This window comes from Paenibacillus sp. P4_A9 (assembly GCF_056402415.1).
This window is the reverse complement of sequence record NZ_JBFUHL010000010.1, coordinates 106,330-120,277: the sequence shown is the minus strand read 5'-3', so window position 1 is coordinate 120,277 and position 13,948 is coordinate 106,330. Positions and strand designations below refer to the sequence as shown.

The 13,948-nt window shown below is 47.3% G+C and carries 16 protein-coding genes and 1 riboswitch; of the genes, 12 read left to right on the top strand and 4 right to left on the bottom strand.

Going from position 1 to position 13,948, the window contains the following annotated elements; all coding sequences use genetic code 11:
• The first annotated feature begins 88 nt into the window (after positions 1-88).
• From AC1DVJ_RS10525 to AC1DVJ_RS10510, 4 genes are all read left to right on the top strand, one after another.
• Complete coding sequence (locus AC1DVJ_RS10525) at positions 89-733, top strand: MOSC domain-containing protein (RefSeq protein ID WP_477590530.1); 645 nt, start codon at positions 89-91, stop codon at positions 731-733.
• Positions 730-1,344, top strand: a complete 615-nt coding sequence (gene mobA, locus AC1DVJ_RS10520; RefSeq protein WP_477590529.1) for a molybdenum cofactor guanylyltransferase — start codon at positions 730-732, stop codon at positions 1,342-1,344. The genes AC1DVJ_RS10525 and mobA overlap by 4 nt, the downstream gene beginning before the upstream one ends.
• Before the next feature lie 85 nt (positions 1,345-1,429).
• Positions 1,430-2,434 (top strand): GTP 3',8-cyclase MoaA, encoded by a 1,005-nt coding sequence (gene moaA, locus AC1DVJ_RS10515; RefSeq protein WP_477590527.1) that lies wholly within the window; start codon positions 1,430-1,432, stop codon positions 2,432-2,434.
• A 33-nt stretch (positions 2,435-2,467) separates the two neighbouring features.
• A complete protein-coding gene (locus AC1DVJ_RS10510) occupies positions 2,468-3,730 on the top strand; it encodes a molybdopterin molybdotransferase MoeA (RefSeq protein ID WP_477590526.1) in 1,263 nt (420 codons plus the stop codon).
• 295 nt (positions 3,731-4,025) lie between these two features.
• Here AC1DVJ_RS10510 and AC1DVJ_RS10505 read toward each other — a convergent pair whose 3' ends face one another.
• Together AC1DVJ_RS10505 and AC1DVJ_RS10500 are read right to left on the bottom strand one after the other, a co-directional pair.
• Complete coding sequence (locus tag AC1DVJ_RS10505; protein ID WP_477590524.1) at positions 4,026-4,130, bottom strand: YjcZ family sporulation protein; 105 nt, start codon at positions 4,128-4,130, stop codon at positions 4,026-4,028.
• A 187-nt stretch (positions 4,131-4,317) separates the two neighbouring features.
• Positions 4,318-5,109, bottom strand: coding sequence for a stalk domain-containing protein (locus AC1DVJ_RS10500; RefSeq protein ID WP_477590523.1), 792 nt, complete (start codon positions 5,107-5,109; stop codon positions 4,318-4,320).
• Positions 5,110-5,113: 4 nt separating this feature from the next.
• Positions 5,114-5,265, bottom strand: a riboswitch (cyclic di-AMP (ydaO/yuaA leader).
• Between the two features lie 154 nt (positions 5,266-5,419).
• Here AC1DVJ_RS10500 and AC1DVJ_RS10495 point away from each other — a divergent pair.
• The 5 genes from AC1DVJ_RS10495 (at position 5,420) to lepB (ending at position 9,203) form a co-directional block, all read left to right on the top strand.
• On the top strand, positions 5,420-6,076 hold the full coding sequence (locus AC1DVJ_RS10495) for a PspA/IM30 family protein (protein WP_477590521.1): 657 nt from the start codon (positions 5,420-5,422) through the stop codon (positions 6,074-6,076).
• 131 nt (positions 6,077-6,207) lie between these two features.
• A complete protein-coding gene (gene liaF / locus AC1DVJ_RS10490; RefSeq protein WP_477590519.1) occupies positions 6,208-6,870 on the top strand; it encodes a cell wall-active antibiotics response protein LiaF in 663 nt (220 codons plus the stop codon).
• A gap of 24 nt (positions 6,871-6,894) precedes the next feature.
• Positions 6,895-7,962 (top strand): sensor histidine kinase, encoded by a 1,068-nt coding sequence (locus AC1DVJ_RS10485; protein WP_477590517.1) that lies wholly within the window; start codon positions 6,895-6,897, stop codon positions 7,960-7,962.
• Between the two features lie 26 nt (positions 7,963-7,988).
• The gene (locus AC1DVJ_RS10480; RefSeq protein ID WP_477590515.1) at positions 7,989-8,636 is read left to right on the top strand and encodes a response regulator transcription factor; all 648 of its coding nucleotides are present in this window, start codon (positions 7,989-7,991) and stop codon (positions 8,634-8,636) included.
• 36 nt (positions 8,637-8,672) lie between these two features.
• Positions 8,673-9,203, top strand: a complete 531-nt coding sequence (gene lepB / locus AC1DVJ_RS10475; RefSeq protein ID WP_477590554.1) for a signal peptidase I — start codon at positions 8,673-8,675, stop codon at positions 9,201-9,203.
• A 71-nt stretch (positions 9,204-9,274) separates the two neighbouring features.
• Here lepB and AC1DVJ_RS10470 read toward each other — a convergent pair whose 3' ends face one another.
• Positions 9,275-9,922 (bottom strand): hypothetical protein, encoded by a 648-nt coding sequence (locus AC1DVJ_RS10470; RefSeq protein ID WP_477590513.1) that lies wholly within the window; start codon positions 9,920-9,922, stop codon positions 9,275-9,277.
• Positions 9,923-10,076: 154 nt separating this feature from the next.
• Between AC1DVJ_RS10470 and AC1DVJ_RS10465 the strand changes: the two genes are divergently transcribed.
• A complete protein-coding gene (locus AC1DVJ_RS10465; protein WP_477590511.1) occupies positions 10,077-10,529 on the top strand; it encodes a GNAT family N-acetyltransferase in 453 nt (150 codons plus the stop codon).
• Positions 10,530-10,585: 56 nt separating this feature from the next.
• On the opposite strand, the gene AC1DVJ_RS10460 is transcribed toward AC1DVJ_RS10465, so the two are convergent.
• Positions 10,586-10,954, bottom strand: coding sequence for a hypothetical protein (locus AC1DVJ_RS10460; protein WP_477590510.1), 369 nt, complete (start codon positions 10,952-10,954; stop codon positions 10,586-10,588).
• Between the two features lie 191 nt (positions 10,955-11,145).
• On the opposite strand from AC1DVJ_RS10460, the gene zwf reads away from it, so the two are divergent.
• Together zwf and AC1DVJ_RS10450 are read left to right on the top strand one after the other, a co-directional pair.
• Positions 11,146-12,681 (top strand): glucose-6-phosphate dehydrogenase, encoded by a 1,536-nt coding sequence (zwf, locus tag AC1DVJ_RS10455; RefSeq protein WP_477590509.1) that lies wholly within the window; start codon positions 11,146-11,148, stop codon positions 12,679-12,681.
• Between the two features lie 172 nt (positions 12,682-12,853).
• Entirely contained in the window at positions 12,854-13,927 is a 1,074-nt protein-coding gene (locus AC1DVJ_RS10450; RefSeq protein ID WP_477590508.1) for a metallophosphoesterase family protein, read from the top strand.
• Positions 13,928-13,948: the final 21 nt, after the last annotated feature.

Below are 13,948 nucleotides of genomic sequence, written 5' to 3'. Positions count from 1 at the left end.
TGCATGGATGAAGCGGGCGCTGACTTTTCAGAGGGATTTTGGTATAGTTAAGGCAAAGAATCCTGCTCGGAAATGAGGGACATTTGCCATGCAAATTACATCCATTAATGTGGGGTTACCCCAAACGATAGCCTTTCAAGGTAAAGAGCTGACCACGGGGATTTATAAGACGCCGGTCAGCTCCTCTTTGTTTGTTTCGAAGGTGCAGATAGACGGGGATGGACAGGCCGATCTGACGGTTCATGGCGGTGTTGATAAAGCCATCTGTGTCTATCCAGAGGAGCACTATACGTACTGGGAAAATCTTAGAGGCCATAAATTGGACGCTGCCACATTTGGTGAAAATCTCACAATTCGCGGTCTGCAGGAGCATGAGATTTGTATTGGTGATACGTTTGCCATTGATGAGGTTATTGTCCAAGTCTCACAACCCAGGCAGCCTTGTCATAAGCTAGCAAAGCGGATGGATTGGCCAGAAGCAACTCTCCACGTTCAGGAGACGGGGTATACGGGATATTATTTTCGAGTGCTGAAAGAGGGCTTCATTGCTCCAGATTCTGAGTTAAGACTTATTGCCAAAGATGAAGCGGGTATAACGGTTGCGTTCGCCAATCAGATTAAATATCACGATAAGTTCAACATTGAAGCGGTCAAAAGAGTTCTAGCTGTAGATGCTCTATCGGGAAGCTGGAAGCAATCGTTTAGGAAACGATTGGCTGAGCTCGAAGTATGATCACTGGGGTCATTCTTGCTGGAGGATTGAATCGCCGCATGGGCGGGCGCCATAAGGCTCTCTTACCTGTGCAAGGGGAAGCCATCTTAATAAAGCAATTGAAAGAAATGTCACGCGAGTGCGAGCAAATTATCGTTGTGACGAATCAGCTTGAAACCTTGCAGCCTTTGCTTGCAGGAGGCATGGATATGGATGTGCTTTGTATAACCGATCACTATCCTCAAAAGGGCCCTTTGAGCGGCATACATGCCGCCGCAAGCGTCGCAAGCGGGACTCATTTATGGGTTGTCGGCTGTGATATGCCTTTTATTTCTGCAGATGCAGCTAAGGCGATGGTGGAGATATGCCGAGACACGAATGTGGATGCGGTGATCCCAGAGCTTGAAGGCCGTTTGCACCCACTCCATGGGATCTATGCCAGAGGTGTTGGGCCTGAGGCTGAGCTGTTGATACAACAACAAAACTATCGTTTGATGGGGTTACTTGAGCATTTGGATTGGCAAGCAGTGGGTTTAGACTTTTTCGTGCAACGTGGGCTCCGAACGAATTTCGCTACAAATATTAATACGCCTGAAGAATATGAAGACATGTTAGAAAATCTACCATTATAATTCGTATTTGTTGATAAAGTGCTATGGAATCTAGGATTTCGTCAGAAAATATGCCATAATGAACAGAGAGAGAAGGTGAACTCCTATGCCAAAGCTGCTATTGGATCGTTTTGGGCGGATGCATGATTACCTGCGCATCTCAGTGACAGATCGTTGTAATTTGCGTTGTGTATATTGTATGCCGGAAGAAGGAATGGAATTTGAACCGGATGAGAAGCTGTTAACTTTTGATGAAATAACAGAAATTGTCCGTGTATTAGCTGGACTCGGTGTTCGCAAATTACGTTTAACCGGTGGAGAGCCTCTGGTTCGTAAAAACCTGGATCAACTGATCAGCAGGCTGTCACAGATTCCCGGTATTGAAGATATAGCGTTGACTACAAATGGGATTTACTTTGCTTCACGGGCGGAGAAGCTTCGTGCAGCAGGGTTAACTCGTGTAAATATTAGTTTGGATTCTTTAAAAGCAGATCGGTTCTCGATGATCACTCGCGGCGGGGATATTCGTCGTGTGTTAGCCTCCATTGAAGAAGCCTATCGTGTAGGCATTATGCCGATTAAGCTGAATGTGGTACTGATGAAAGGCATTAATGATGATGAAATCGCTGATTTCTTACAAATGACGATAGATCGCCCGATTCAGGTGCGGTTTATTGAATATATGCCAATCGGTCATAAAGACGAGGAATGGAAAAGCCGTTACCTGTCTCTTACGACGGTTCTGGATCGCTGCAAGGAAATGGGCTGGGAAGCTACAGCTTCTGACGCGGTTTATGGCAACGGACCCGCACAGAATTATCGCATTGAGGGCGCATTAGGCTCATTCGGCCTTATCCATCCGATCAGCGATCATTTCTGTGAAACCTGCAATCGCCTGCGACTGACAGCAGATGGCAATATTAAGCCTTGCTTGTATTGGTCGGATGAATTTAATGTACGAAAATATATTGGCGATGATGCAGCGGTGGAAGACTTGTTCTTCCGCGCGCTGGATATTAAACCACAAAATCACGAGATGGCTCAGGCACTGATGAATGAAGACCAGTCACATACACCAACTAATCGACGAATGTCACAGATCGGCGGATAGCTAGCATTCATTCAGGGGAGGCATGGGGAGCAAGTGAACAGCGAAATGAAGCTTAGGTTTGGCCGTAAGGTGATCTCGGTCGAAGAGGCGCGAGCCACGCTTTACGAATACGTTAAACCCACAGAGACGGAGTCCGTTTCGCTGCCGACTTCCTTCGGCAGAAGGTTGGCGAAGGATATTTATGCGGATCATGCTGTGCCACATTTTCGCAGATCGGGCGTGGATGGATATGCTGTTCGTTCGCAGGATATCGTAGAGGCAACACCGGACATTCCGGTTGTATTACAGGTGATTGAGCGGATTCCAAGCGGTACCCTGCCGCAGCTTACGATTCAAGCGGGGACGGCTGCTCGTATTATGACGGGAGCACCTGTTCCAGATGGAGCAGACGCTGTTGTGATGCTGGAGATGACGGACTCCTTGCAGGATGAGTCATCCTATGATACCAAGGTAAGGATTAAGAAAAATGTGCAAGCTACAAGTAATATTACCCCGATCGCTGGTGAAGTTGCTCGTGGGGAACTCGTGATCGCACGTGGGAGTCGGATTGGCCCGGGGGAAGCCGCAATCTTGGCGACATTCGGGTTCTCATCGGTTGAGGTGTACCGCAAGCCAAGGGTGGCCATTTTCTCAACAGGCTCGGAGCTTTTACAAGTTGAACAGGCGCTGCAGCCAGGTAAAATACGTAACAGCAACAGCTACATGCTCGCGGCACAAGTGGAAGCAGCAGGGGGATCAGCCATGATCATGCCGGCACTCTCTGATGATCCCCAGCAAGTGGAAGCCGCGCTTGAGGCTGTGCTGTCTGATGTCGATCTTATTCTGACTTCTGGCGGTGTCTCTGTTGGCGATTACGATGTTCTCGTCGATCTATTCGGTCGATTCGACGGGAAGCTATTGTTCAATAAAGTCGCGATGCGGCCAGGCACACCGACGAGTGCTGCGTTGTGGAAGGGTAAGTTGCTAATGGCACTCTCCGGTAATCCTGGAGCATCATTTGTAGGCTTCGAGCTATTTGCTAAGCCGATTATTAAAGCGATGTTGGGGAGCCAGAGTCCTGTGGCGGAAGAGTTTACAGCGTTTCTGGATGTTCCGTATGATAAACCCTCCGCCTATCCGCGTTATATACGGGGGACAACACGAATCGAAGCGGGTTCCGTATGGGTTAGACCAGCAGGCATTGATAAGTCGAGCATCATGGTGTCGATCAAAGATGCAGATTGCTTGATTTGGCTGCCAGCAGGTGGGCAAGGCTTTCAACGTGGCGATGGCGTGAAGGTTTATACAACGAGATAGCGTACTGAACTCATACTTTAAATATACATGAAATTATATTACCTATATCACCACAAGTTTGGCGCTAACAAGTAACCGTCTGTCAGGAGGGTCAACTGTGGCGTCTTTTTTGTAAGGAGCTGAAGTCGGACGAGGTTTAGCGGCGGGAACGTCGATTTATGTAAATCGAGGACGTATGCTTGATGAGATACTGACGCAAGGAACGAGTGGTATTGATTTTAAGTGAAAAATGAAAAGCCCGCCTGCTGAAACTTCAAATTAGAAGCTTCAGCAGGCGGGGTCATTTCAAAGGGTCCTAATAGAATGTAGCGAGAATGATTACCAACAGTACATAAAGAACAAGAATTACGCCTGCAGAACTTCCGTATCCTGGCGTTCCACAACCAACTACAGCTGACATAGTATCCCCTCCGGTTTTGAATTAATGTGGGTTAAACACTATATAACATATGTAGGGGAGATACCTATTGATTGGACGAATGCCCTTATTAGACCTGATCATTCACCTACCGAAATAAACGGCTATGCCGCCCCTTTGTATGAAAAAAAGCTGCCTTGAGCGTTTCTCAAGGCAGCTTCTTCAACATCTAATTGGGAATTTGATACACTTTAATTTTCTGAATGCCAAAGCTTTGTAAGGATTTCTTCGAGCCTGGAATAAAGATGTCCATTCTCTTTCCTTTAATGGCACCGCCGGTATCCGTCGCATACACGTACATGCCGCCTTTAGGAAGTCCATTAAACGAATAACCTTCAATATAAAGTTTGGAACCAAGTGGAATTACGGATGGATCAACAGCAACTGTGCCGATCGCAAGGGGGTTACCCATGAAATCAAAGGCACCATAGCCGCCATTTTCAGAAGGATCTGCCGAATAAGCTGTGGATTCAAATATTTGATAATCAGGTGCATGATGCTCGCCATCTTTATTTAAGATCGCTAGATTGCTGCTTGCATCCCACTGCACAGGAACGCCTGCAGCTGTGGAAAGGAAGCGAAGCGGCACATATACACGCCCATTCTGAAACTGGGAAGCTCCGTCTAAGGCAACGGGGGCGTTATCAATGGTAGCTTCTTTTTGACCAGAAACCAAGGTAATCGTATGTTTGTTGTTATTTAGTGTTACCTCGACTTGATTTCCATCTTTTTTCCATTCCACGGTATAACCAAGCTTCTCGGTTACAAACCGAAGCGGAACTTGGGTCGTGTGGTTGCCATCCAGAAATGGCTGTGCATCAGGGAAATGGATCAGGTCATCATTGACTTGTACTTTCACTTCCATTTCAGCCGCATGAGCCGTAAATGGGGAAAGAAAGCCTCCTGCCAATACCGTTAGTGAAACAGCAAGGCTAGTTAACCCTTTAGTTAGCTTATTCAATTGGTAATCCTCCTTCATGAGCCTTCGAGGTTAGTTGACGGGTTCGGGAAGAAGGTTCTCCCTAGTCTGCTCCAAGCTGAAGCAAATATTCACCCCAAGTATTTCGTCCCCCGTACCAGTGCCTAATTTATGCACCAGACTCGGCTTCAAATAGTTTATCATCACAGGCGTGCCCAAACAACGACCAATATATGGGTGAGTAGTCGCATACTAGACTTAGGTCTAGGTTCAAAAACAGTCGATAGTCGGTTTTAGACTTGCTGGAATTGAGCTACGATAGGAGTATGATGAAGGGTGAGGGGCGATTGACATGAACAATAAGAATCGGGAAATTGATCCTACTAATATATTTGATCGTATTGGCAAAATGGCAGAAACCGTCTGGCAGGAGACGATCGGGAAAACGAATCCAGGTACCTATGATGATGGTACCATCGCCAAGCTTGAGGAGCGCTATGATGTAGCGCTGCAGGCAACGATTGCGCTGCGCGGTCACATCGCGCGAGCAGAAGATATGGCGAAGCTGCGCGGCGAGCAAGCCGAGCTGGCGATGCGCGCTGGCGAAGAGGATCTCGCGCGGCTTGCGCTGCAAGAGAAGCTGCGCGAGGAAGCCGCTAGCGAGCACTACCGCGCGCAGTACGCGAGCAGCCAGGACTTGTGCCTGGCGCTCGCAGAGGAACTGCGCGGGCTGCGTGCGGGGCACGCAGCCGATGCTGGGCAGCCTCGCGGTGGGCTGCATAGCATCGAGGCTCGCGACACATGGCGCGAGCTGGAGATCACCGGCCGCGAGCTCGGCCGGGAGGCGCTGCAGGGGCTCCGCGTGGCGGGCCGCCTATCGAAGGAGACACTGAAGGAAGCCGGAGGCAACCTTCAGCATGAACTGCGGGCGCTGCGCAGCAGGCTGCAGCACGAGTGGCAGAAGGAACAGCGCGCTCGCGAGGAGCGAGACCCGCGCGACAGAAAATAGCGATGGAACGTGACCTCCACGTAAGCAAAGCCTTGCCCTATAAGGATTTGCATCTTGGAGGTCGTCCATTCTTGTGGTATGCTAGGAATCGTATGAACGAAGGAGAATTGGCAGCCAGAGGAGGTGCATCGATGGGAGAGGAAACGAAAAATAATCGCAGCCGGAATACAGCGCTTGTGCTGATTGGAGCCGGTGTTTTTTTGCTTCTGGATCATACCATAGGCTTTTTTCCCATTCTGGCCGTAATCCTAATTTTACTGGGCATTCATCGGGTTCGTTCACGCAAAGAGCGCAAAGGATATGTGCTGATGGGGATCGGTGCTGTCATATTATTTGGTGACCATCTGACAATTGCCATTTCGGTTGTGTTGATTTCATTAGGTTTTTTCTTCATTCGATCCAAGCAGGTTCATAAGGATGATTCGTATACACAAAAGCAAAAGATCGTCGATAGCGTTCGCCTTGGCCGAGAGCCTTGGATTCTACGAAATACCTCGACGTGGTACTTGGTGGGAGAAACGTACATGGATCTCTCGTTGGCCATTCTAGAACAAAAGGAAACAACAGTCATCCTACAAGGTGTTGTAGGAGATATTGATATAAAGATACCCGACGATATTGGCGTTTCCGTTACAGCTTCTGTCATGTTCGGTCAGCTTCATGTAGCCGAACAACGTGAGGCAGGTGTGATGAACAAAGTGGTGTGGCAATCAGAGAATTATCAACATTGCGACCATCGGGTGAAACTCGTGCTCTCTTTCATCGTAGGAGATATCAAAGTTAAAGTATTGTAACGGCTGGAGGGGGCACATCACCAAGTGGACGGCTACAAAAGACGATTAACGAATATGATATGGCGCAGCATGGGGGAAGCCATCCTATTTAGCTTCGCTGTTTTCGGTGCTATGCTATATTTCTTGAATTCAAGACATTTGATCGAACCCTTTACCAGCTGGCAGCAGGGTGTCAAATTCTCGTTCATGGCCTTGTTGATCCTGGGTGTGATTGGTGCGGTGTTCGGTTACTGGAACAGCTCGAAGGTTACACGTAGACTAGAGCCGATGATGGAGACGATGATTTTATTAGAAAAAGGTACATTTGCCCGAGAAGGCTTCCAAAACGGGGATGATGATGAAATCGGACGTTTGGGCGAACAACTCGGCCGTATTATGAAGCGATGGGAAGAGCAGGTGACTTCGCTCCAACGGCTGTCGAATAGTAATGCTGAGCTTACCGAGAAAGCCAAGTTAACCGCGGTCATTGAAGAGCGCCAGCGTTTGGCGCGCGAGCTGCATGATGCGGTAAGTCAGCAGTTGTTCGCGATCTCGATGACAGCAACAGCTGTAGGACGTACGTTGGATAAGGATTTTGAGAAAGCAAAGCGGCAAATTCATCTTATTGAAGAGATGGCTTCTGTCGCTCAATCCGAAATGAGAGCCTTATTGCTGCATCTACGACCGATCCATCTCGAAGGAAAACGATTGTCCGAGGGACTTGTTGAACTCTTGAAGGAGCTGGCAGCTAAGGTGCCAATGGCCATTAGTTGGGATATGGATGAGGAAATCCGTTTGAACAAAGGGATCGAGGATCATCTATTCCGAATCGTACAAGAAGCGCTTTCGAATGCGCTGCGTCACTCTAAGGCGAATAAGCTTGAAGTGAAACTGCTCCATCGCTCGGATGGCATTCGATTGGTCATTCGCGATGACGGCGTTGGATTCGAGCTTGATGCGAAGAAGCTGACTTCCTATGGCATTGTATCTATGAAGGAACGCGTGAACGAAATCGGCGGTTCGGTCGATATCATTACGGCACCTGACCGAGGAACACGCATTGAGATTCGAGTGCCTATTCTAGCAAGTGATCCTCAATTGATCGAGAATTAGCACTGTACATAGAGAGGGAGAAGCGAATGGACGACACCTTAATCAAAGTACTACTTGTCGATGATCATGAAATGGTTAGAATCGGACTTGCGGCTGTTCTAGGGACAGAAGATGGCATTGAGGTTGTTGGCGAAGCGAGCAATGGGCACGATGGCATTCGGCTAGCCCAAGAATATCGCCCTGATGTGGTTCTGATGGACCTGGTCATGGAAGGCATGGACGGAATTGAAACGACTAGAAAATTACTGCAATTGTACCCGGAATGCAAGGTCATTGTATTGACGAGTTTCCTAGATGATGAGAAAATGTATCCAGTTATCGAAGCGGGTGCCTTCAGCTATTTGTTGAAAACCTCGCGAGCATCTGAAATCGCGCAAGCGATTAGAGCCGCGGCTAAAGGGCAGTCGATTCTGGAGTCGCAGGTTGCTTCAAAAATCATGAATCGCTTTCGTCAACCGAAGCCGGTAGCAGAGCCTCATGAAGAGTTAACGGACCGCGAGATGGAAGTGCTTCGCTTGATCGCGAAAGGCAAATCCAATCAAGAACTGGCCGATGATTTATTCATCGGTGTGAAGACGGTGAAATTCCACGTCACTAACGTTCTGTCCAAGCTAGGCGTAGAAGATCGCACACAAGCGGCGATTTATGCCTTCAAGCACGGACTGGCGGAATAACACTAGGGAGCGATAAGCTTGAATATAGTCAGACAGATGTGGAGCTGGTTTGGTTCCATTGCGATTTCCTTTGTATTAGTCGTATTTCTAGGTGTTTTTGTGTTTCAATCGACGAGAGTCAGCGGACATTCCATGGATCCTACGTTACATGATAGTCAGCGTGTGTATGTATCAAAGCTTTCGCATACCTTTCATTATGAACCCAATTATGAAGACATTGTCATTATCGACTCTAGGGTTGAGATGAAGCGGACTTTTAAAAATGATTTGATGGACAGCCCATTGCTCAGCTTATTTGTCCGAGGCGATGATAAGCATGTGTGGATCAAAAGGGTGATTGGTAAGCCAGGGGATGAACTTGAGCTTAAGGATAATCAGATGTACCGCAACGGCGAGCTTCTGAACGAGTCTTATATCAACGAGGAAATGAGAGCGAACGGGAACAAAAAGTGGACCGTTCCAGCCGATCATATTTTCGTGATGGGGGATAATCGAAACAATAGTATGGATAGTCGCGTAATTGGCTTTATTCCTACTGACCATGTGTTAGGTAAAAAGCTATTTTAAATCGAAAGAGGCTGTCTCGCCAGTAGATGATTCTACTTGGGGGGACAGCCTCTTTTCACTTGTCTTTAACTTCACATCTTCGCATCCAGCAACAAGCCGCGCATGGGAACCGGCAAATACGCCCCAAGCTGCGATTGATACTGACCATAAGGATTAAGCGGTGACGATGATAATTGAAACAACGAAGCCGAAGGCAGCTGTTGCAAGTGATCAATATTGCTCACTAACGAGCTTGCGAAGCTGGTGAGATTCAGTAAGCTTTTGTGATCAATGCCGTTAGGCTGTTTAAGCTGCCCCTCAAGGACATCAGCTTGGAGGATCAACTTCCCATCATCCTGCTTGGTGATGCCAAGATCATGCAGTGAATTGGGATCAGCGGCACCCTCTAGGCCTTGAAGCAGGGCATGACTTACGTAGTCAGGTGAGTCTTCTAGCTGATCTTGCAATTCATTATATGTATAAATAAATTTTTGAATATTCTGGGTGATGTTGGGTTGACTCGTGTTAACGAGCGTTTGAGCCGATTGCTTGAGACTTTGCGTAGATTGAACGAAGCCTGCCACGTCTTTGGCAGCCGTCTGTGCGTACTGTTTGTAGGAGAGTTGCTCATATGGCAAATCCAGCATTCGCCGAATCGTATTCGACTTTCCTCCGGAAACCGCACTTACAGCCCCTACACGGTAATAATCCTTGTGGGTTTGATACCTGTTTACAGCCATGACGGATGGGTAAGCATTGATCATGAAGATCACCTCGTTTCATATACGCTAAGTATATCACTTGCGTAGACTGGGGTAAATTGGTACTTGTGGGGTCAATTACAGGATTACCAACATAAGATAGCATTATTGCTTCTTGTGGAGGCGGTGCCATGTGATACGCAAACGTTTGGCTACCATTGACGACGCTGCTATATATCGATTAGTTGTTGAACAATTAGTTCCTTTTTCCCGAATGTATGACTCAAGTACAGGTAATTCAGTGACTTTTTCTGAGATACGTAAGCGACTAAACGCAAATAGAACTTTAGTCATCGCCAAAGGGTACAAACGGCCCTACGGCTTCATTTCGGTTATGCGCAAATCCAGTGTGCTCTTCATTGATATGCTTGCCGTTGATCCGCGTGAGCAAGGGAAAGGCATTGGGCACACACTTATGAAGGCGGCGGAAGACTACGGGCGCAGTGAACGGTGTCATTCGGTTGAGCTCTTCGTTGATGACAGCAACCCGAAAGCGATTCGATTTTATAGCAAAAGAGGGTATGAAATTGATACTTATGTTTCTGAGCTTAGCTGCTATCGCATGAGTAAAAAGATAAAACGGTGAGAAAAGGGCTGTTGATGAATTGAGCATCTACAGCCTTATTTTCTCATTCGTTCTCCTCAATCACTAAACATGGCGGCAATATAATCAATTTGAATATCCACGGGGCCAGTGGGTCTAGGTGTAGGTGCTTGTGCGGGCCCGCCAAAGCGGATGAAGCTGAAGGAATTGAACTGATTTTCCGCTGTCATTTGAGGCGGTGTATCCGGTTGGGCTAGTTTCTTTTTCCCCTTCTTCGTAAGCGTTGGTTTCGTGCTTTTGGAAGTCGATTTGAGTTTAGCCTGCCCAGTATCATTCAAGATGAGCTTGTTTTTCTCAACGCGACTGACGATCCCATAAATGTCAGAGCCATTCGTTAAGTAGACAAGAACGGGCTTTCCGACAAGACTCCTGCAGTTTTTTTCGGTGATCGGGTGAATGGGTTGCATGGCTAGGAGGCACCTCCGTATTGGTATGTATTGTTAGCCTATGCCATGTGGTAGGTAACGGTATAGACGAATGTCTAGTTTCTCATAAGAAAATGTTATGACATAAAGTGACCATATAAGTTGAATAGGATGACAATTTTAGGTATGCTAAGCATATTAACTAATTCTAATAGAGAAAGAATGATGCATAGATGAGTGGAGCTGTGTTTTATATTTTCGGAGCAACGGGTGATTTAGCTAAAAGAAAACTGTTTCCAGCCTTTTACAGTCTTTATCGGGAAGGCAAATTGGGTGATAATTTTGCGGTAGTCGGTCTGGCTCGCAGACCGCGGACGAACGAGCAATTCCGCGAAGACGTGAAAAATTCGATTCAAGATTTCGCTCGTTACAAAAATACGGATGCTGCAGAATGGGAGAAGTTTGCCCAGAGATTCGAATACATGTCACTTGACATTAATAATGTTGCCGGCTTCCATGAACTGAATAATCTCACAGCGAAGTTGGATGAGAAGTATCAAACGGGCGGTAACCGTCTCTTCTATTTGGCGCTAGCACCTGAGCTGTTCGGTAATGTGTCGTACAATTTAAGTGAAGGCGGCTTGCTGAATACACAGGGCTGGCATCGTCTAGTTATTGAAAAACCATTCGGCTACGATTTGCCATCGGCTGAGCGTTTGAATGGACAACTTCGTCAAGTGTTCGAAGAGAAGGATATTTACCGTATCGATCACTACCTTGGTAAAGAAATGGTTCAAAACATCGAATTCGTTCGTTTCGCGAACGCCTTCTTTGAGCCGCTTTGGAACAATAAATACATAGCGAACATCCAGATCACGTTGAGTGAGACGGTTGGTGTTGAAGAGCGCGGTGGGTACTATGACCACTCAGGAGCGCTTCGCGATATGGGCCAAAATCATATGCTGCAAATGCTCATGATGATGGCGATGGAACCGCCTAGCCGTCTACATCCGGAGGATATCCGTGATGAGAAGGTGAAAGTGCTGCGCTCCCTTCGTTTATTCGAAGACGGAGATGATGTACGTGCGAATGTGATTCGCGGTCAATATGCTAGCGGCTCTGCTAAAGGCAAGGCGCTGCCAGCTTACCGTGAAGAGGATTCTGTGAATCCGCAATCGACGACAGAAACGTATTTTGCAGCTCGTGTTCACGTAGATAATTTCCGCTGGGCAGGTGTGCCATTCTATATTCGTACGGGTAAAAGACTACCGGTCAAAACGACCGAGGTCGTTGTGGAATTCAAGAACATTCCGAGCAATGTCTACCTAGCTAAAAAGCATGAGTTAGAGCCTAACCTACTCGTATTCCGTGTGAATCCGATGGAAGGCATTTACTTGAAAATGAACGCGAAGCAACCTGGTTCAGAAGGTGTGATCGTGCCTGTTGCCATGGACTTCTGCCAGAGCTGTCAAATCGGCATCAACACGCCAGAGGCTTACGAGCGTTTGCTGTATGATGCAGCTCGCGGAGATTCCACCTACTTTACACGTTGGGATGAAGTTGCGCTTGCTTGGTCCTATGTGGACCGCATTGCGGCTGCATGGAACGAACAGACGGAAGACCTCAAACATTACCCTGCTGGCTCATGGGGTCCTGAAGAAGCGTCGAAGCTTCTGAGCGAAGATGGTTTCAAGTGGTGGCCGATTAACGGTCAAAATGAAGGGGAAGTCGATTGGGAAGCCGTTCAGAAAACAACCGTATTAGCTTAAACAGTATGTAGCTCATCCAACAGGCGATTTGGCCTGTTGGTTTTTTTCGTGTAGAGACAAGATCAGCAAGAAATCGCTTGATGTCTCCTTGTCTGGACGACGTATATGACACAATTTGTGGTATACTAGTGCATATGGCCATTTTTTCATTTTATACACTAGAGGTGCATCGATGTCACGGAGAGCTTTTGTGCGATGGTTGCTCGCCATTGGGGCTGTTTTAGTAGGATTAAGTGCTTGGTTTAGTCTGTTGGTTAAGAAAAAATTCATCCCTGAGGCTCAGACCGCTGCCCTACCGATGGCAACTGCCGAGCCGCCTCAAGCTAGCCCAGAACCCTCGGAGGAACCGCTGCCTCTTGGTCCGCTGATGTCTTTTTTTATCCTAAGCGATCTTCATGTGACTTCGGGTGATTCACTTCCCAATAAGAAGTTGAGACTTGCGCTGGATGATGTCACCCAATTCGATGGACCAGTCGATGCGATTATGTTGACTGGTGATTTGACTGATACAGGGACTGAGGTTGATTATAAGGCATTGCGTGCCATAATGAATGATTATAAGCTTCCTCCTATTCATGGGAATATGGGGAATCATGATTATTACACGATTTGGATTAATAAAGCGAATAGCTGGGATCAGGATAAAGTCCCGAATGGCAAGAGTGATGCCATAAGTAGAGAGCAGTTCAAGAAGTTCATGGGCTATACTTCCCTTTATAATGATTTTACGACAAAAGGACACTCTATACTTCTGCTTTCGCAAGAAGCTTACGTGCAAGAGAAGCCCGAAGTGGGCGAAGGTGCATGGTACTCAGATGAACAATTGGCTTGGTTCAAAGAAAGAACGGGCAATTTATATAAGCCAGGAAGACCCCTCTTTGTAATGACGCATCAACCGCTGCCGCCAGTTGGCACCAATGGTGCTAGTCATCAGCTCATTCGGGCGATTCAGTTCCGCGAAACATTGAAGCCTTACAAAAATGTTTTCGTCTTCTGCGGTCATCGTCATCAGGATTTCCAGAATGGGACTCCGCACTATATTCAGGAGACCTTCCATTATTTCCATAATGCCTCTGTAGGGAGAACGCTGAATAGGGCGTACCAGCAAACTGCACAGGATAAAGCACAGGGCATTTATGTGCAAGTATTTGCGGATAAAGTGGTTGTGCGCGGCAGGGAATTCAGCACTCGCACGTTCATTGAAGAAGCGAACTGGAGTGTTCCCTTAGAGAAAGCACACGCTTGATTCCAAAGTAGTCAATATGTA